The sequence below is a fragment of the Staphylococcus auricularis genome (assembly GCF_001500315.1).
Taxonomy (GTDB): Bacteria; Bacillota; Bacilli; order Staphylococcales; family Staphylococcaceae; genus Staphylococcus; species Staphylococcus auricularis.
Genome location: NZ_LLER01000010.1, coordinates 224,503 through 241,938, shown reverse-complemented (window position 1 = coordinate 241,938; position 17,436 = coordinate 224,503). Strand labels below are relative to the sequence as shown.

Sequence of the window (17,436 nt, the reverse complement as noted above, 5' to 3'; positions counted from 1 at the left end):
CTAATTATTGACTATTTGTGCTTTTAACGTATCTAAATCTTCTTGAGAATTGATGTTTTTGTACCAATATTTAGGTGCTTCTATCGTATTCACATCTAACCATTCCGTATTCACGAGTTGATATAGGTGTTTGATACTCAAATCATCTGACTGTAACACTGTTTCAATTTGTTCTAAAACATTGCGGTTGTAAAATGCGATCGTCGGATACGTTCTATCCCCTTCTTTAAAACCAGCAATATTCAATTGATCGTCGATTAAATGTTCAATCATAAATTGGTACAAGTGACTAATCGCTTTTTGAGTGATCATTGGGGTATCGACAGAAACGACAAAAAATGACGTTTCTTCGGGATACTCTGCCATAACGGAATATATACCTGCTAAAGGTCCTTTATTTTTATGACGTGCCTGATCTACAATGACATGATCATGGTCAAATTTTGAAGCGAGTGTATCATTCGTGCTAATGATAATCTCATTAAAAATATTAGTCGCTTTTAACACATCTATGATTCTTTTATAAAACGTTTCCCCTTCTATTTCTGCAAAGGCTTTCGGTGAGCCAAAGCGTTGTGATTGTCCCCCAGCAAGTATAATTACTTTCATTTTTCTCTCAACCTCCACTAACTGGTGGTATCAAAGCGATGATATCATCTGATTGAACCACATCATTATCTTGTACAAATTCTTCATTCACTGCCACTTGAAAGTGTTTTTGTGAAATTTCTGGGTGTCTCTCAAATAAATCCGTTTTAAATTGATCAACGGTTATATCGTAACTGAGATTAATCGTCTCAGATTCCATTTGTAATAGTTCTTTAAGTTCTGCAAAGTAAAGTACTTTCATGCTTCATGTCCTCCTTTACTTGCATCATCATGTGAACCGCGTTGACCGCCTTGCCATTCTGCACCATCTTCCCAAATTTCTTTTTTCCATATCGGCACTACTTCTTTAATCCGTTCAATCGCATATTCATTCGCGCGATATGCATCTTTACGGTGGGGTGAAGAAACGCTGATACAGACCGCAATATCAGAAATTTGTAATGGACCGATGCGATGGACAATCGCTGTTCGCGTGCCAGGCCAATACGTTGCGATCTCATCACCAATTTGCGCGAGTTTCTTTTCAGCCATCGGAACATAAGCTTCATATTCCAAATACTCTGTTTTCACGCCTTTCGTCCACTCTCGCACATGTCCAGTAAACACGACGACTGCACCTTGATGTGCGTCGAGCACAAAATCTCTATATGGCTCTGGATCAATCGGTTCAGTAACAACTGCAAATTGCTTCATCTATTTCATTCCCTTAACTTGTTGCATCATCCATGCGTCGTATTGTGCCAAAGCATCTTCATCTTCTAAATTGATCGCATACACGACGTGTGTGCATTGTTTTAACTGAGCTAATTCTGCTTCGTTCTGATAGACAATCACCTTGGCATAGTCTGCATGTTTGAACCCTTCTATGAGAAGTACGTCAAAGTCTATTGTAACAGATTTGTCAATTATTTCCGTAAGCGTTTGCTTGCGTGTACGCGTCACTGTTTGTTGATACGCCTGACCCTGTACAATGCTTTGATCTGCCCCAGCTTGAAAATGTTTCATATGATCGACTTGGTCGTCCTGTAACGTAATGTCTTCTGTTTCATGACCGTGATGTTTTAACGTCGCTACAGTCAATTGCTGTTTCTTCAATAATGCAATCGTATGTGACATTAATGTTGTTTTGCCAGCATTTTTATAACCTATAATTTGCAAAATCATATGAGTAATTCCGCTTCTAACGCTGAAGAGTCTGTCAAGATTACGTTGACGGTATAACCTGCTTGGTAACCTCTGCTACCCCCAGGTAACATGATCATCGCATTACTATGGGCAATCGCGACCACAGCACCTGATTTATTAAAGCCAGAAGGCACGACTGTCATCGCTTTACCATTAAAGGTTACAGTAGCACGAATGAAACGTGTAAATGGATTCGCTTTTTTAAAGTCTTCCATCAATGTCGCTTGTACGACTTGAGGATAAATACGCGTTGCTCCCATCATATGGAACACCGCGGGTTTAACGAATAGTTCAAATCCTGTATAACAAGCTGAAGGATTACCTGACAAACCAAATAAGTACGTGTCATTCGCAACGGCTACAGTAGTTACGCTCCCTGGTCGCATTGCTACTTTATTGAACAGTACTTCCGCATTGAGTTGTTGATAAATTTCTGGTAAGTAATCATAATCACCGACAGAGACGCCACCGGTTGTAATGACGATATCATGACTTTCCGCAGCTTCTTTCACGACAGCTAAGCTACTTTCCAAATCATCTTGTTGGATTTTATACGTGTCTACATTTAAACCGATTTTTTGGGCAAGTGCTTGAACCATGGGACCATTAGAATTGCGTATTTTTCCTGGCTCTAGTTCATCTGCTACATCTAAAAGCTCGCTACCTGTTGCAATGACTGCCACGCTCGGTTTTTGATATACAGGGACATCTGTATAACCATATGCCGCTAACACTGCAATCGCACCTGCATTAATGTGTTGACCTTTTTGTAAAACAACATCGCCTACCGTTGTTTCCTCACCTTTTTTAGACACATTATCTCCAGGTTCGAATGCTTTTCGTAAGGTGAAAGTCCCTTCCCCTTCTGTCGTTTGTTCTAGCATGACGACAGCGTCTGCACCTTCAGGCATCGCTGCTCCCGTCATGATACGAACCGCTTCGTGATCACCAACGACATGCTCTGATACACTACCTGCACCAATGTGATCGATGACCTTGAATTCGATGCGATGCTCACCACTTGCGCCTTCAGAATCTTTCGCTCTAATCGCAAAGCCATCATATGGAGATTTATCAAAACGTGGAATTTCATATGTTGCGACAATATCTTCTGCGAGTACATAGCCTAAACTGTCATTCAGTTTGACTTGTGTTTTTTCCATGAAAATATCTTGTTTAACTACTCTTTGAATCGCTTCAGTAACTAGGATAGGATGTCTCTTTTCTACTGGCATGATTATCATTCCTAACATATTTATATTCATGCTATACTACTATAAACAGGAGGTATAACATGTCTGACTTTACACATATCAATGATCAAGGTAACGCTAAAATGGTCGATGTTTCAATGAAAGACGTTACTAAACGTACAGCGACAGCACATTCTAGCATTACCGTTAATCATACAATTTATCATCAAATCATCGAACATACTGCTAAAAAAGGGAATGTACTTAACACTGCTCAAATTGCCGGAATCATGGCTGCTAAAAACACTGCAACCATCATCCCGATGTGTCATCCACTCCCTTTAACAGGTATCGATGTAAACTTTGACTGGGAACAACAAGACGATGATGCCTATCAATTAAACATAGCCGCAACCGTCTCTACGACAGGTAAGACAGGCGTTGAAATGGAGGCGCTCACTGCAGCTTCTGTCGTTGCTTTAACGGTTTATGATATGACTAAAGCCGTCGATAAAGGCATGGTGATAGGCGAAACGTATCTCGAATCTAAATCGGGTGGTAAATCAGGAGACTATCAACGATCAGCACACGAAGATCAATAACTTAAAAACCTTTAAATGTGTGATGTACATGAATGATACGTGGAACTCATTTCCCTGTCATTCATGTTCTTTTTGTATTTAGCCACTACGACAACTTTCTATTTTGTTACTTCTAATACGAGGTGATTTAATTCGGGTTTAATTAATTTTTCTAGCGCTAATTTTACAGCACCCGTAGAGCCTGGTAAGCTGAAAATCAGTTTATCATGCACTGTGCCTCCTACCGCTCTAGAAAGAAGTGCTCTCGTGCCGACATCTTCGGTATAGCTTAAATATCTGAACAGTTCACCAAAACCTTCAATTTCCTTCGTCAATAATGGCTGCACTGCTTCGATTGTGACGTCTCTTGCGGCGATACCTGTACCACCTGTAGTAATGATCACATCAATATCTGTGTCGAGCCATGCTTTGAGCTGTGTCGTAATCGCTGCTTTATCATCTTTCACAATACGATAATGTGATGAATCAATCGATACATTAAGGTCTGATAATAACGACTGCACCAATTGACCTCCTTTATCCGTATCATAATTTCTAGTATCTGAAACCGTTAATACGGCACATTTAATATCTCGATCTAACTGTACATTGGTATGCATAGACATTTATAAGTCCCCCTTCTAACCAAACAATTGGTTAATCAATGTAACTGCTTCTGCTGGACGTGTGGTTCCATGAATCAATAAACGACCACTGTTAAAACTTACAATACGATACCCTTTATATTGGAAACGTATCATATACGGATTGCTTTGATAGTTCATTTGATGCGACTCGAGAAATTCCTTTAACATTTCCTGGGAAATATGATCATTTTGGTACTGTACGGTATCTCGACCACAAAGGGATGCAAACTGACGTTGCGTTTCGTCTAAGTGAGGGAAAGTCGGATGAGTCCCGCACGTCTGACATGTCTCACGTTGCAATTTAGTAAACCCAATCGTGTGATGGCTTCCTTCCCATAAATTGCCGTACGTCATTTTAGTTTGTACGGGTTGTCCAGTTAAAATTTTAAGGGCATCACGTAATTGTAGACTTGTCGTCATCGTCACAGCGGGTTGAATCACGCCCACAGTATCACACGTTCGATTGATCACTGGTAACTGCGGCATCAAACAATTAAAGCACGGTGTTTGTCCTGGAATGAATGCCGCTTCTACGTATGTACTTTCAACCACTGCACCATAGATCCAAGGTATACGTTGTTGGTATGCGAAATCATTGACCAACTGTCTCGTTTCAAAATTATCTGTCGCATCTAAAATTAAATCCACATCTTGAACATGTTGTTCTAAAAAATAGGCATCCACATGTGCGATATGTGCGCGAACTGTTAAATCATGGCGAATCTCAGTCAATGCACGTTTTGCAGCAATGACTTTAGGTGTTGCCATCTCTGCATCTTGCTCTGTAAATAAAGTCTGTCTTTGAAGATTACTATATTCGATATAATCTCGGTCGACTATAGTGAGCTCGCTGACACCTGCACGTGTGAGACCTTCTGCTAAATGTGTACCCAAGGCTCCCATACCTATAATACAAACGTGACTGTCATTGATTTTGTCTTGGCCGTCTGAACCGATTTCTTTAAATAGTATTTGTCTAGAATAGCGTTCTTGAGTCACAATTAGGTTCCTTTCTTTCGTCTTAATCTGTTCATTTGGATGAAGTGAAGTCCGATTTCTACTCGTCCATGATAGGCACGCCACACATTCACACATCGCCAAATTACATGCTTTTTACTTGCTTATAAATATAACACTATATGATACCTTGGTCTAATGACTTTGACTACTATACGAACTTTATTTGTTCACTTAAAATAAGTACTTCAATCACTTTCTCGTTGTGAATGCTTTGCATCATTTAAGCAAACGTATTAAAGTTTCTATGTTATACATAATGATTAAAAATTTAACTTTTATCTAAATCACTTTTTTATATAAATGATCGCATAGGGTTGCATTTCTCTCATTACGCACGCATAATTAAAGAAGTAACTGGAGGTGTAGACATGCCACATTCAACAGATGATGAAAATCGCTTAGAACAAGCTAAAGACATCGTCATCAACTCTATAGGGGAAACAATGGATCTATATGGCATCAATCGTAGCGTTGGCAACTTATATGGCACGATGGTGTTTGAAAAGAAAAGCATGACCTTAGATGAAATGCGAGAAGAATTACAAATGAGTAAACCAAGTATGAGTACGAGTGTGAAGAAACTCCAAGAATTCGATGCTGTCAAACAACGCTTTATCAGAGGCAGTCGAAAGCAACACTTCACTGCTGAAAAAGACTTCTTTACGTTTTTCGGTAAATTCTTCTCCCAAAAATGGAAACGTGAAATCAAAATTAACATGGATGCCATAGAAGAAGCAGAGGTACTCCTTCAAGATATTTTAAACGATGACGAGACTGAAGATACGGTTAGAGAACAAGCTCAGTCAGTCATGGAACAAATTGACCACTCAAAAACATATTACACATGGCTCGGTACATTAAGTGACGCTGTCGATTCTGGTGAGATTTTTAAATACTTCCCTATACCTGAAAGTACTGAGTCCACAAAAAAGTGAAGCCGTCGTAACGACTTCACTTTCTTTTTTAACAGCTTACAGTCAATATCCGCTGCGCCTAAAGACGATTTACTGTCCTATTGTAATCACTTCATCCGCAAGTTGTTCTGCTTCATAGTTTGAATGTGTCACAAAAATGATGGGGATGCGCCACTCGTGAAAAATGCGTTTCACCAATGTCATGCCTTCTTCTTTCGTCGCATCATCCAAACTTGAAAATGGCTCATCTAATAAAATGATATCCGGCTTTGTACTTAACGCCCGCGCTAAAGCGACACGTTGCGATTCCCCACCTGATAACGTCGCTGGATATTGCTCCGTTAAATGTTTAATGTTTAATTCATTCAACAAATTTTCAATATGATCACTCGGTTTCGCCATAAATGTAATATTTTGATATACCGTCATATTAGGAAACAACTGGTAATCTTGAAAGAGATAACCGATATGGCGTTGTTGAATCTTCACATCTATATGGTTACGAGAATCTTTTAATACGTGGCCGTTGATCTCGATATAGGCATCATCCGGTTCACGTAATCCGGCAATCATGTTTAATACCGTCGTTTTACCTATGCCTGAAGGGCCTTTGATCGCATAAATCTTTGGAGCTTGATCTTCAATGTTTAACGTTAATTGCGTCTTTTTAAGCATGTGGGTCAGCTGAAGTTTCATCGTCTAATCAACCTCCTTATAACGATCATGGTTCAGAATATTGATTGTACCGATGACTGTAACCGCAAATGCGACGAGGACAAGCACCCATAACCAAGCTTGATGCTCTCTCCCTTGTTCAACTAAGAAATAGATCTCAAGCGGTAATGTATTGGTTTTATTAGGAATATAACCGGCCACCATTAATGTCGCACCGAACTCACCAATCGCACGCGCAAAGCTCATCATTACACCTGATAAAATGGCTCTTTTTGATAAAGGTAATACGAGCTTAGTAAAAATCTTACCTTCACTCGCCCCCATCGTCCGCGCAGTGTTCAGCATTTTATTATCGATTCCTCTGAAACCTTGCACAGTATGCTGATACATGAGCGGGAAGCTCACGATGACAGAAGCAATCACTGCCCCTGTCAGCGTGAAAACAACCGGTAAATGTAATACTTCAGCAAAAAACTGCCCTACAAAACTGCGTGGAGAGAAGACGATGAGTAAGATAAAACCCATCACGGTCGGTGGTAGCACGATAGGCAGCACGATGATGCTCTCTAAAATTCTCCCTATCACACCGTTTCTTTGATACAACCATTTTGATATAAAGATACCGAGAATAGTTACAATTAACGTACTGATTACTGCAACCTTAATCGATATCCAAAATGGCGTAAAATCAGCCATCGCTAAGACCTCCTATTCTTACGCGTCGAATTGATATTTCTTCAAGATGTCTTTCGCTTCGTCTGATTTCAAGAATTCGATGAAATCTTTACCCGCTTTATTATCAGAAGTTGTTGCTGCTTTATAGATGATTGGTGATTTCAAATCTGCGTCATCGATTTCTTTCACGTTTGAATCACCATTTTTCTGAGCTTGATATAAATCCGTTTTGTATATATAACCTAATTTCGCATTTCCTTTTTCAACATAGTTCAACACTTGTTTAACGTCTTTCGCAAATACAAAGTGTTCTTTTGCCATGTCATAAAGATTTTCTTCTTTAAGGTATTGTTCAGCATATTTACCCGCAGGTACAGATTTAATTTCACCGATAGCTAACTTTTCATCACCTTTTAAATCTTTAACAGATTTATAGTCGCTATCTTTATCTCCTACAAGTACGAGTTTGTTTTTCGCATACTCATAGCCATTGTCTGCTTTGTCTTTATCCTCTAACATGTCAACATCTTTCGTGTTTGCAGACATGAAGACATCTGCAGGTGCACCTTTTTCAATTTGTTGTCTTAATGCACCTGATCCCCCGTAATTAAATGTCACGTCTACATCTTTGTGTTCTTTTTCAAAAGCTTTCTCTAAATCTTTAGATACGTCTGTTAAGCTCGCTGCTGCAGATAATTTAAGTTCTTGTTTTTTGTCACCGTCGCCAGAAGATGATTTGCTATCACTGTCATCTTTCGCTTTTTCATCATTTGAACATCCTGCGACGAGTAAAGAGCCTGCAAGTACAGTTGCTAAAATGTGTTTTGGTTTCATGTTAAATCCCCCTTTTTCAGTTAAAGTGATTATATAATGTGCTGGTCTAAAAAGGAAGCTTTTATATAACTTTCTAATTGTATTGAGCTAAATGCATTAAATTTCTTCACAATATAGCCATATTTAGCCTCTTCAAACCTTTTTTCTACTGAAAATGAATCCATTCCACCATAGCAAAACCCTCCGCAGATGAGGAGGGTTAAGCACTTCATTTTTCTTATAGTGTTGCTATAAAACGTTGAAAGGCTTGTTGCCCTTGTTCATCATTTTTAAATACACCAGCATCCTCTAATACACGCGTGAATTTATAACCCACTTCTTTATGTACAATGTGTTCTACATTCTCTTCAGTAATGTCATATGCGTCTAACATCTCATCAGCCCATGACTGGTGCTTACCTAAGTCACCCTCATATTGTCCTAACAAGTATTGTTCTACGTCTTGTAATTCTTGTTTGAGGCGTCCAGGAAGTATGGCTCTACCCATCACTTCAATGAGGCCTATATTTTCTTTTTTAATGTGTTGTACATCTTGATGCGGATGGAAAATGCCGTCCGGATATTGTTCAGATGTCTGATTATCACGTAAGACAATATCAATTTCGTACTGTTGATTTCTAAAGCGCGTAATCGGCGTAATCGTGTGGTGACGCTCTCCATCCTCACTGTACGCGTTTATATCTACCGTACGATCTGAATACTGATTCCAACAATCCATCACATAGGTCGCCGCATCAATGAGGCGATGTTTATCACTACTTCTTAAACGGATGACACTCATCGGCCAATACAAACGCGTCGCTTCAATATCCGAGAATCCTTTTAACTGAATTGTTTCGAGCTCTTTTGCGTTATCCATTGGAAATGTATGACGTCCGCTTTGATAGTGATTGTGAGACATGATAGAGCCCCCTACAAGAGGAATATCAGAGTTTGACCCTATAAAGTAATGTGGGAACTGATCAATAAAATCTAATAAATTGATAAACGTTTGACGATTGATTTGCATCGGTACATGTTCTGTAGCAAGTACAATGCTATGTTCTTCAAAATAAGCGTATGGAGAATATTGGAAGCCCCAACGTTCACCATCTAATTGAATACGAATAATGCGGTGGTTGGTTCTCGCAGCTTGTGTTTCAGAACCGACGTACCCTTCATTTTCCTTACTGAGTGCGGATTGAGGATAATCAATCTGTGTCGCATTTCGTGCCGCTTCGATATCTTTCGCACTTTTTTCAGGTTTAGATAAATTAATTGTAATTTCTAAATCGCCATAAGTCGTCGGCACTTCATAGTTAATATTGCGTGCAATCGCATCTTCTTTCACATAATGACTGCGCTTAGACAACGCGTAGAAATAATCAGTCGCAGCTTCTGGATCCTTCGCATACAACTGTCTAAAATGATTGTTGACTTCTGAAGGAGGTGGCGTCATTAAATCCATGAGTTGGGCTTCAACAATTTCTTTACTTGCTGTCGTATCCGTGATGGTTCCAGCTTCTACACCTTGTTCAATCCAATGTAATACGAGTTCGATAGGTGTATGCGCTTCGGCTTCTAATGCTTCTTCATTCGTCACACCTGAAGCACCAACAATACGAATGATCTGATTTTGTAAGTAAATCGCATCTTCATATTCATATTGTGTGTGATAGATAATCGCTTCGATAAATTGATCTAGCTCATTTTGATTTAATAACATGTTTAATCCTCCGTCACTTCGTTATAGCCATGTTCATGTTGTTGATGCCATGACCACGCTGTACGAATAATATCATTAATATCATCATGTTGCGGGTTCCAGTTCAATTGTTGTCTCGCTTTATCACTTGATGCTATGAGTTTACTTGGATCTCCTGATCGGCGCTCCCCTACTTCAGCGGGGATTGATTTACCTGTGACTGTTCTCGCAGCTTCTAATATTTCATATACAGAGTAACCTTGGCTGCTACCTAAATTGAAAGCACCAGATGTGCCGCCTTGTTTTAAATAATCGAAAGCTAATATGTGCGCTTCGATTAAGTCTTCTACATGAAGGTAATCACGAATACAAGAGCCGTCTGGTGTATCGTAATCATCCCCATATATGGTTAAGTGGTCACGTTGTTGTAGTGCAACCTGTAGCACGATCGGGATCAGATGCGTTTCAGGTCTATGGTCCTCACCAATCGAACCATCCGCTTTCGCACCTGCAACATTAAAGTATCGAAGTGCTGCATAATGGATGCCGTGTGCTTCACTCGCCCAGTGGATCATTTTTTCCATCATGAGTTTACTTTCTCCATATGGGCTCGTAGGTGCTTTGCTGTCATCTTCTGTAATGGGAACTTGATCGGGCTCTCCATAAACAGCCGCAGTAGATGAAAATACGATGTCTTTAACGTGATGCGCTAACATGACCTCTAACACGATCAATAACCCATAAACGTTGTTATTAAAATATGAGAGCGGTTTTTCCATTGATTCCCCTACGAGAGAATAAGCACAAAAGTGAAAGACCCCTTCGATGTGCTCATTATCAAATACATCGGTTAAAAAGGCTTTATCTCTTATATCACCTTGATAGAAAGTTGCATCAGGATGAATCGCGTCACGATGACCTGTACCTAAGTTATCCACTACAATGACATCGTAGCCCTTATGAATTAACCCATCTACTGCATGACTTCCTATATATCCTGCGCCGCCTAGAACTAATACTGACATGTTATACTTCCTTTCTAATGTTTGCTAAAACTTACCCGTACGCTTGCTGTGTTATTGCTCTATATCTAATGATTTCACACCATCTGAAATAGTCACATGATAAAAGGATGGACTGTAACCGATTTTGTTTTGATACGCTTCAGTTACTTCTTTTTCTAATTTTTCTGTGTGGTCTTTATGGACAAGCGCGATCGCACAGCCCGCAAAGCCTGCACCCGTCATTCTTGCACCTAATACTCCTGGTACCTGTTGTGCTGTTTCTGCTAATGTATCAAGCTCTATACCTGTGACTTCATAATCTTCTTTCAATGACTGATGTGAGGCATTTAATAACTCACCAAATGTATCAAAATCATGGGTCTTCAACGCTTCATAAGCCCGTTTTGTACGTTCATTTTCAGAAACGGCATGGCGTGCTCGGCGTTGATTGACCTCGGATTGAATCAATTGCTTATTCTGTTCGAATAGTGCTACAGATAGTTCTCCTAAGGATTGTATATTCAACTGTTGTTGTAAGTCTTCAAGTGCCACTTCACATTGTGCGCGGCGCTCATTATATTTCGACTCTGTTAAGCTACGTCGTTTGTTCGTATTCATGATAGAAATGACATAGTCACCAAACTCAGTTGGCACATAGTGATAATTTAATGAAGCGGTATCGAGTAAAATCGCATGGTCTTGTTTACCCATACCGATGATGAACTGATCCATAATACCTGTGTTCACACCGATGTATTGATTTTCAACTCGTTGACCCATTTTAATGAGTGAAAGGCGATCGATATCTAATTCAAATAGTGACTTCATCAACCACCCCGTCAACAATTCAATAGATGCTGATGAAGATAAACTTGCACCATTTGGAATATTACCTTCTATCAACATGTCAAAGCCATGATCGAGTTCAGGAAATTGCTGTTTGAGGTAATACACCATTCCTTTAGGATAGTTGCCCCAATCATGTTGTGCATCATAATCGAGTGCGTCCAACTCCATTTCAAGCACGCCTTGTTGCTCAAAGTTATTAGAGTACATACGAATGTGTTTATCGTCTCTCTTTGACACTAAGCCATAAGTGCCAAGCTCTATCGCAGCAGGAAAAACATATCCACCATTATAGTCCGTATGTTCCCCTATTAAATTGATTCTTCCAGGTGCAAACGCACTCACGTCTGGTTGAGTGTTAAACAATGTTTTGAACTGTGCAGTCAATCTTTGCAGCATAAAATCCCCTCTTTATAACATGTCTCATGTTTCATTATTATTAATTTTTTATTTACTATTATTTCTCAATTTAATTTTACTATAGTTCTTACAATTCGCAATGAAGAAGTATTTCATTCTCCCATATACTTTTCCAGGAAGCTGATCCATTGTGAAGTTGAGTTGTATATTTTCACATTCACCTGTAAATGCGCTAAAATGTAAGCACAATTAAAGTATAAGGTGAGATCATGAGTGAAGATGTACTAAACAATCAAACCATCGTTCGTTACGAGGATGGTGAATTAATAGAAACTGAAGATAGTTATGCGGCTGAGTTCCCGTTAACCATTATGGTAAACGGTGAAGAATTTGCGACGGTCATTTGCAGTCCTAACCGTTTTGAGGAATTAACATTAGGTTTCCTAGCATCAGAGGGTGCGATCTTAAAATTATCCGATTTAAAATCAATCCAAATTGATGATAGTAAAGGCTTTGCACATGTCGAACTAACAAAAGCATTGGGCGATCATTTCCAATATTCTTCTAAACGCATGATTGCTTCTTGCTGTGGTAAAAGCCGTGAGTTTTACTTTCAAAATGATGCTGCTATCGCGAAAACCTCTGTGACACAAATCACATTGCATCCAGAACAAATTATCACTATGATGGAGAAACTCCAAAGTGCTAGTACTGTCTTCAAACAAACAGGAGGTCTCCATAACGCTGCCATTAGCGATGGCAAGACATTCTTTGAACATCGCCAAGATATCGGACGGCATAATGCACTGGATAAATTATATGGTTATTGTATTCAACACCATATCCCTGTTCGAGATAAAATCTTAATCTTTAGTGGCCGCATCTCATCAGAGATACTGATTAAAGCTGCGAAAATTGGTGTCGGTATCATTTTATCTAAGTCCGCACCTACGACGTTAGCGGTAAAACTTGCTGACGATTTAAATATCACTGCGGTCGGCTTCATCCGTGAGGGTAACTTTAATGTCTATAGTCATCCAGAACGTATCGTCGCCCACTCAGATGAAGATTGAGACTCCTACAATGGAAAACAAGGTTTCTACTGGTGTGCATTCGCACAGTGAAACCATTTTATATACAAAAAGCCATGGAATGACATTAAATCATTTCATGGCTTTTATGATACTAGTTGAAGCGGATTATGCTTCATAAAGACCGCTTCGTTTACGCTAGTGATTCTTTTAAAATTTGATAACAATATCCGAGGTACACATAACCTTGCTTTATATACATGTCTTTTGCGCTATCTTCCCCATCTGCAACTAAGATAAGTGGACGCGTGCCTGCTGCTCGAGCTGCGAAGGTTTGGATGGCTGATCCGATCCCTTGGTGTTGATGTGACTCGATAACACCGAACCCGTCTATTTCAACGGTATGCTCTGTCATGATGAGGTCCACAACCCCTACCGGCAATTGATGCTGATATGCAATGACACGCGCTCTAGAATCTTTGAGGTAATTTTGTCTGATTGCTGCGTTCATTTCTTTCATATAATCTTTTCCAAAAGGAAGCGAAAAATGACTATATACAGATATGTAATCTTCGATGTTCGTTTCGTCTACCCATTGAATCTTTAAGTCATCAGGTATCTGATATGAATCCCATGCTTTAGACTCAATTACATACAATTCTAAATATCCTACTTCAAAATCATGTGCATGAATTGTATCGAGTAAAGCACCCTCTAGCATCACATTTTGAGGGAAGAGAAACGACATGTGGTCTGATTGTTGTGCACGATGTTGCTGACGTTGCAACGCTAAATCTTCTTGCCACTGAGTGACGGATGGCACGCGATGGTAGACCCACTGATTTTCATGAAACGATAAAGGATGCTGTGGTGTGAGATAAATCGTTCTTCGTTCATCTTCATCTACTATCGTTCCATCATGTGCGATATCCGCCATGGTTACGTGATACATAGGGTAATGCCTCCTTTATGGTGATTACCCCTATTTTAATATTAATTGTCTGAAACGGCTATGATTTAGTAATATATTACCAATGAGACTCGCTAAAATCGCTTTGATGATATCACCAGGCATATAAGCGAGTGAAATTTGAACAGATTTCATGACTGGGATATTCGTAATAAGACCCATGATGATTGTTCCGACAATATCTAATAAAAGCACGCCAACGATGAGCGTCGCTACAAATAATACAACAAAGTTTAAGCGATTAAACATGACATCACGGACAAGTCCAATCAAGTACGATACGACAGGATATAAGAACAGGAATCCAGCTGATGGTCCGGCAAAGACACCGATGCCACCTCTACCTCCAGAGAGGATAGGTAATCCTGCTGCAACAAGTAATAAGAATACAATAATACTTAATGTGCCGTAACGTCTTCCTAACACGATTCCCGCTAAGTATATACCGATGTTTTGTAAAACAATCGGCACGGGTATCCCTGGTAGCGGTACACCAGGTACAATACCTAAAATCGCAATGATGGCTGTCATCAATGCGGTGAAAACTAAATGTCTGGTTGAAATACTATTTTCTTTCAATGTGAAACCTCCTTTAATGAAATTATTATAGCATAAATGTTAACCTTTAAAAATATAAGTTTACATTAAGGTATATTTTCGATGTTAAACGCTTCTTTATAAAAGTTCATTTGGAAGTGGATCAAGTCGCTAGGTTTCCATTTTTGCGCATAAAAAAACTGCCTACAAAAAGTTAATTTTGTAGACAGTTTGAACGGTGATGTCATGAGATATAACATTCCCCAATTCTACTGATGTCATTTTCATTTTACTTTAAATTATTTTTTCAAGAATTTGTCTTTTAAGTCTTTACGCATGTACTCTAATGTATAAGGATCATTGTACCAGTATGTTTCAGCTTGTACTTCGATCACGTTACCGTTTTTCACTGCAGGAAGATTGCTCCATAAGTCAGTTTTTTCATAACTTGGAGTAGCTTTACCTTCACCTGTAGAAACGATGTAATCACCCGCATAGTCAGCTAATTTTTCTTGTTTGATTTCAGCCCAACCTTCTTTTTTAACGACATCGTTAAGTTTATCAGGAATGTTTAGACCGAAAGCTTGGTAGATGACTTCACCGCCACGACCCCAGTTTGGACCATAGCTGTATAATTTTTTATCAAATTCGTCGAAGATAGAAACTGTTGCTTCAGCACCAATTTGGTCTTTGATTTCTTGACCATCTTTTTCAGTTTTAGATTTCCATTCTTCTTCCCATTTTTTCTCTTCATCTTCTTTACCAACTAATTTAGCTAATTCTTGTTGTTGATCTAAATATTTATGTTTAGCGTAATCAAATACAACAGTAGGCGCTATTTTTTCGTATTTTTGGATGTTTTTATCTGTAGAGTAAACGATGATTAAGTCTGGTTTTGATTTAGCGACTTTCTCTACATCATTTTCACCGACTTTAGTCACATCTTTAAATTTATCTTTAAGTAATTGACTTTGATCTACTTGTTCGTTAACTGCTACGATGTTTGCACCTAAATATTTTAATCCACCTGCGTATGTTGGTGCTACCACTGCAATACGTTGAGGATCTTTAGGAATATCTATCTTTTTACCGCTATCTTGCGTATATGATCTAGTTTCTTCTTTTTTATTTTCTTTATCAGAAGAATCTTTAGAATCTTTATCTGAATTATTGCCACATGCTGCAAGTATTAATACGAGCACAAGCAGTGGAAATATTAATTTTTTCATAAATGTCCCTCCATTGAAAATGATTATCATCTACAAACAGTATAGCGATTCATTTAATATTTTGCAATGGAAATTTCATTGTATTCAACATTTTTTACGGTATATTTTTAAAGTAACATCCATAAAGAAACTAAATCTGCTTTTTTACCGTCTCAAAGATCTCTAAAACGAAAAAAACAGTGACTGTTACGCAAACGAATAACAATCACTGTTTCAATTAAAGGACACTTTTTTATCATAAATCAATGACTCAATCATGAGCTTACGTAACTAAAAATGTCCGAGTACACTGTGCGCAATATTAGTATATGCAGCATCTTCCATCGGTGGATTATGCAATCCAGCACGCATATCACGGTAATAACGTTGCAATGGGCGTTCCATTTCAAGGCTTTTAGCTCCGACAATACGCATCGCGATATCCACGATTTCTAACCCTTGATTCATGACGAGAACTTTACTCGCAGAAGTTTCATTCCATAGTTTAGCGCCGTCTTTAGTGACGTTATATAACGCTGCGGTACTCCAAAAGAAATGACGTGCAGAAAGTAATAAGCTTTCCATTTTACCTAAATTTTGTTGAACGGTAGTCAAATCACCAATAGAACCTTCTATACTATTTGGACTATACGTTTTAGCAAAATCAACCGCATAATCTCGTGCTGCCTGTGCGATACCGAGATAAACGCTCGGAATATGAAGAATCCAGCCGTTCGGTTTTTTAGGGCCTGCACCTCTTACTTCAACAAAGTTTTCTTTAGGAATATGAACATCATTTAACACTAAATCATGACTTTCTGTAGCTCTCATACCAAGCATGTTCCAATTGTCTGCAATTTCAACGCCTGGCACATCACGTTCGACAAGGAAAAAGCCGATTTGATCTTTATCTGGCATGTATGCACCTACTATAAAATGTGTTAATGCTTTACTCATAGAGGTAAATGTTTTCACACCATTTAACACATAGCCGTCATCCTCTTCAACAGCATTCGTTGCAGGTCTACCGCCACGTGTTGGGCTTCCTGTGTCCGCTTCACTCACTGCTCTATTCACTAACGCACCTTTTTTCACTGCTTCCGCAAAACGATCTAACATCGCTTCGTCCCATAATTTTTGTTCATACAACTGTCCAACGACACTGACATGCCAACCAATGGACAAGGCTGTGGCACCATCAATGCTGCCGAGATAAGATTGAATGACTACCATATCCTCTACAGTAGCTCCTTCACCACCATATGCTTTTGGTAAAGTGAGTAACGTATAACCTTCATTGACGAGCCATTCAATATTTTCATAAGGAAAACGTGAATTTAAATCGTTATATTCTGCTCGCTCTTGAAACGTTGCTTTCACACCATCTAACTTTTCTATCCATTTTCGTTGTATATCAGAATGGATGAGCGCAGAGTATTTCATTTTATCACCTCATACATATG

At 39.0% G+C, this 17,436-nt stretch carries 21 protein-coding genes; 4 read left to right on the top strand and 17 right to left on the bottom strand.

Annotation, left to right across the window (positions count from 1 at the left end; all coding sequences use genetic code 11):
* The 5 genes from mobA to APS80_RS06940 are packed head-to-tail and all read right to left on the bottom strand — an operon-like array spanning position 1 to position 3,029.
* Entirely contained in the window at positions 1–609 is a 609-nt protein-coding gene (mobA, locus tag APS80_RS06960; RefSeq protein WP_059107552.1) for a molybdenum cofactor guanylyltransferase MobA, read from the bottom strand.
* Positions 610–616: 7 nt separating this feature from the next.
* Positions 617–850, bottom strand: coding sequence for a molybdopterin converting factor subunit 1 (gene moaD, locus APS80_RS06955; RefSeq protein ID WP_059107551.1), 234 nt, complete (start codon positions 848–850; stop codon positions 617–619).
* Positions 847–1,302, bottom strand: a complete 456-nt coding sequence (locus APS80_RS06950) for a molybdenum cofactor biosynthesis protein MoaE (RefSeq protein ID WP_059107550.1) — start codon at positions 1,300–1,302, stop codon at positions 847–849. The genes moaD and APS80_RS06950 overlap by 4 nt, the downstream gene beginning before the upstream one ends.
* Entirely contained in the window at positions 1,303–1,773 is a 471-nt protein-coding gene (gene mobB / locus APS80_RS06945) for a molybdopterin-guanine dinucleotide biosynthesis protein B (protein WP_059107549.1), read from the bottom strand.
* Positions 1,770–3,029 carry a molybdopterin molybdotransferase MoeA gene (locus APS80_RS06940; protein WP_059107548.1) on the bottom strand — a complete coding sequence of 420 codons (1,260 nt, stop codon included), beginning with the start codon at positions 3,027–3,029 and terminating at the stop codon, positions 1,770–1,772. The genes mobB and APS80_RS06940 overlap by 4 nt, the downstream gene beginning before the upstream one ends.
* Before the next feature lie 59 nt (positions 3,030–3,088).
* On the opposite strand from APS80_RS06940, the gene moaC reads away from it, so the two are divergent.
* On the top strand, positions 3,089–3,589 hold the full coding sequence (gene moaC / locus APS80_RS06935; protein ID WP_059107547.1) for a cyclic pyranopterin monophosphate synthase MoaC: 501 nt from the start codon (positions 3,089–3,091) through the stop codon (positions 3,587–3,589).
* 98 nt (positions 3,590–3,687) lie between these two features.
* On the opposite strand, the gene APS80_RS06930 is transcribed toward moaC, so the two are convergent.
* Positions 3,688–4,194 carry a MogA/MoaB family molybdenum cofactor biosynthesis protein gene (locus tag APS80_RS06930; RefSeq protein WP_103170796.1) on the bottom strand — a complete coding sequence of 169 codons (507 nt, stop codon included), beginning with the start codon at positions 4,192–4,194 and terminating at the stop codon, positions 3,688–3,690.
* 15 nt (positions 4,195–4,209) lie between these two features.
* The gene (locus APS80_RS06925) at positions 4,210–5,214 is read right to left on the bottom strand and encodes a ThiF family adenylyltransferase (protein WP_059107546.1); all 1,005 of its coding nucleotides are present in this window, start codon (positions 5,212–5,214) and stop codon (positions 4,210–4,212) included.
* A 389-nt stretch (positions 5,215–5,603) separates the two neighbouring features.
* Here APS80_RS06925 and cudC point away from each other — a divergent pair, with 389 nt between their 5' ends.
* A complete protein-coding gene (gene cudC, locus APS80_RS06920) occupies positions 5,604–6,170 on the top strand; it encodes a choline uptake/conversion transcriptional regulator CudC (RefSeq protein WP_059107545.1) in 567 nt (188 codons plus the stop codon).
* A gap of 69 nt (positions 6,171–6,239) precedes the next feature.
* On the opposite strand, the gene APS80_RS06915 is transcribed toward cudC, so the two are convergent.
* The 6 genes from APS80_RS06915 to APS80_RS06890 all read right to left on the bottom strand — a co-directional run bounded on the left by APS80_RS06915 (position 6,240) and on the right by APS80_RS06890 (position 12,266).
* Positions 6,240–6,845: an ATP-binding cassette domain-containing protein gene (locus APS80_RS06915; protein WP_059107544.1), complete on the bottom strand. Its 606-nt coding sequence runs from the start codon at positions 6,843–6,845 to the stop codon at positions 6,240–6,242.
* A 3-nt stretch (positions 6,846–6,848) separates the two neighbouring features.
* Entirely contained in the window at positions 6,849–7,520 is a 672-nt protein-coding gene (gene modB, locus APS80_RS06910; protein WP_059107543.1) for a molybdate ABC transporter permease subunit, read from the bottom strand.
* A gap of 18 nt (positions 7,521–7,538) precedes the next feature.
* Positions 7,539–8,333, bottom strand: coding sequence for a molybdate ABC transporter substrate-binding protein (modA, locus tag APS80_RS06905; protein ID WP_059107542.1), 795 nt, complete (start codon positions 8,331–8,333; stop codon positions 7,539–7,541).
* A 217-nt stretch (positions 8,334–8,550) separates the two neighbouring features.
* The gene (gene galT / locus APS80_RS06900) at positions 8,551–10,038 is read right to left on the bottom strand and encodes a UDP-glucose--hexose-1-phosphate uridylyltransferase (protein ID WP_059107541.1); all 1,488 of its coding nucleotides are present in this window, start codon (positions 10,036–10,038) and stop codon (positions 8,551–8,553) included.
* A gap of 2 nt (positions 10,039–10,040) precedes the next feature.
* The gene (gene galE, locus APS80_RS06895) at positions 10,041–11,042 is read right to left on the bottom strand and encodes a UDP-glucose 4-epimerase GalE (RefSeq protein WP_059107540.1); all 1,002 of its coding nucleotides are present in this window, start codon (positions 11,040–11,042) and stop codon (positions 10,041–10,043) included.
* Between the two features lie 51 nt (positions 11,043–11,093).
* Positions 11,094–12,266, bottom strand: coding sequence for a galactokinase (locus APS80_RS06890; RefSeq protein WP_059107539.1), 1,173 nt, complete (start codon positions 12,264–12,266; stop codon positions 11,094–11,096).
* Between the two features lie 230 nt (positions 12,267–12,496).
* Between APS80_RS06890 and fdhD the strand changes: the two genes are divergently transcribed.
* Both fdhD and APS80_RS10850 read left to right on the top strand, forming a co-directional pair.
* Entirely contained in the window at positions 12,497–13,300 is an 804-nt protein-coding gene (gene fdhD, locus APS80_RS06885; RefSeq protein WP_059107538.1) for a formate dehydrogenase accessory sulfurtransferase FdhD, read from the top strand.
* Positions 13,290–13,439, top strand: coding sequence for a hypothetical protein (locus tag APS80_RS10850; RefSeq protein ID WP_169791256.1), 150 nt, complete (start codon positions 13,290–13,292; stop codon positions 13,437–13,439). The genes fdhD and APS80_RS10850 overlap by 11 nt, the downstream gene beginning before the upstream one ends.
* Before the next feature lie 12 nt (positions 13,440–13,451).
* On the opposite strand, the gene APS80_RS06880 is transcribed toward APS80_RS10850, so the two are convergent.
* The 4 genes from APS80_RS06880 to APS80_RS06865 form a co-directional block, all read right to left on the bottom strand.
* A complete protein-coding gene (locus APS80_RS06880) occupies positions 13,452–14,210 on the bottom strand; it encodes a GNAT family N-acetyltransferase (protein ID WP_083498185.1) in 759 nt (252 codons plus the stop codon).
* A gap of 30 nt (positions 14,211–14,240) precedes the next feature.
* Positions 14,241–14,792, bottom strand: a complete 552-nt coding sequence (locus APS80_RS06875) for a biotin transporter BioY (protein WP_059107630.1) — start codon at positions 14,790–14,792, stop codon at positions 14,241–14,243.
* 272 nt (positions 14,793–15,064) lie between these two features.
* Positions 15,065–15,994: an ABC transporter substrate-binding protein gene (locus APS80_RS06870; RefSeq protein WP_059107537.1), complete on the bottom strand. Its 930-nt coding sequence runs from the start codon at positions 15,992–15,994 to the stop codon at positions 15,065–15,067.
* A gap of 270 nt (positions 15,995–16,264) precedes the next feature.
* The gene (locus APS80_RS06865) at positions 16,265–17,416 is read right to left on the bottom strand and encodes an acyl-CoA dehydrogenase family protein (RefSeq protein ID WP_059107536.1); all 1,152 of its coding nucleotides are present in this window, start codon (positions 17,414–17,416) and stop codon (positions 16,265–16,267) included.
* Between the last annotated feature and the right edge of the window lie 20 nt (positions 17,417–17,436).

Bases quoted from the DNA above. Each gene is read 5' to 3' on its own strand.
- APS80_RS06870 (WP_059107537.1), bottom strand. From the start codon at position 15,994: ATGAAAAAATTAATATTTCCACTGCTTGTGCTCGTATTAATACTTGCA.
- APS80_RS06930 (WP_103170796.1), bottom strand. From the start codon at position 4,194: ATGTCTATGCATACCAATGTACAGTTAGATCGAGATATTAAATGTGCC.
- APS80_RS06880 (WP_083498185.1), bottom strand. From the start codon at position 14,210: ATGTATCACGTAACCATGGCGGATATCGCACATGATGGAACGATAGTA.
- modB (WP_059107543.1), bottom strand. From the start codon at position 7,520: ATGGCTGATTTTACGCCATTTTGGATATCGATTAAGGTTGCAGTAATC.
- moaC (WP_059107547.1), top strand. From the start codon at position 3,089: ATGTCTGACTTTACACATATCAATGATCAAGGTAACGCTAAAATGGTC.
- moaD (WP_059107551.1), bottom strand. From the start codon at position 850: ATGAAAGTACTTTACTTTGCAGAACTTAAAGAACTATTACAAATGGAA.
- APS80_RS06950 (WP_059107550.1), bottom strand. From the start codon at position 1,302: ATGAAGCAATTTGCAGTTGTTACTGAACCGATTGATCCAGAGCCATAT.
- galT (WP_059107541.1), bottom strand. From the start codon at position 10,038: ATGTTATTAAATCAAAATGAGCTAGATCAATTTATCGAAGCGATTATC.
- APS80_RS06865 (WP_059107536.1), bottom strand. From the start codon at position 17,416: ATGAAATACTCTGCGCTCATCCATTCTGATATACAACGAAAATGGATA.
- mobB (WP_059107549.1), bottom strand. From the start codon at position 1,773: ATGATTTTGCAAATTATAGGTTATAAAAATGCTGGCAAAACAACATTA.
- APS80_RS06890 (WP_059107539.1), bottom strand. From the start codon at position 12,266: ATGCTGCAAAGATTGACTGCACAGTTCAAAACATTGTTTAACACTCAA.
- APS80_RS10850 (WP_169791256.1), top strand. From the start codon at position 13,290: ATGAAGATTGAGACTCCTACAATGGAAAACAAGGTTTCTACTGGTGTG.
- mobA (WP_059107552.1), bottom strand. From the start codon at position 609: ATGAAAGTAATTATACTTGCTGGGGGACAATCACAACGCTTTGGCTCA.
- galE (WP_059107540.1), bottom strand. From the start codon at position 11,042: ATGTCAGTATTAGTTCTAGGCGGCGCAGGATATATAGGAAGTCATGCA.
- cudC (WP_059107545.1), top strand. From the start codon at position 5,604: ATGCCACATTCAACAGATGATGAAAATCGCTTAGAACAAGCTAAAGAC.
- APS80_RS06940 (WP_059107548.1), bottom strand. From the start codon at position 3,029: ATGCCAGTAGAAAAGAGACATCCTATCCTAGTTACTGAAGCGATTCAA.
- fdhD (WP_059107538.1), top strand. From the start codon at position 12,497: ATGAGTGAAGATGTACTAAACAATCAAACCATCGTTCGTTACGAGGAT.
- APS80_RS06915 (WP_059107544.1), bottom strand. From the start codon at position 6,845: ATGAAACTTCAGCTGACCCACATGCTTAAAAAGACGCAATTAACGTTA.
- modA (WP_059107542.1), bottom strand. From the start codon at position 8,333: ATGAAACCAAAACACATTTTAGCAACTGTACTTGCAGGCTCTTTACTC.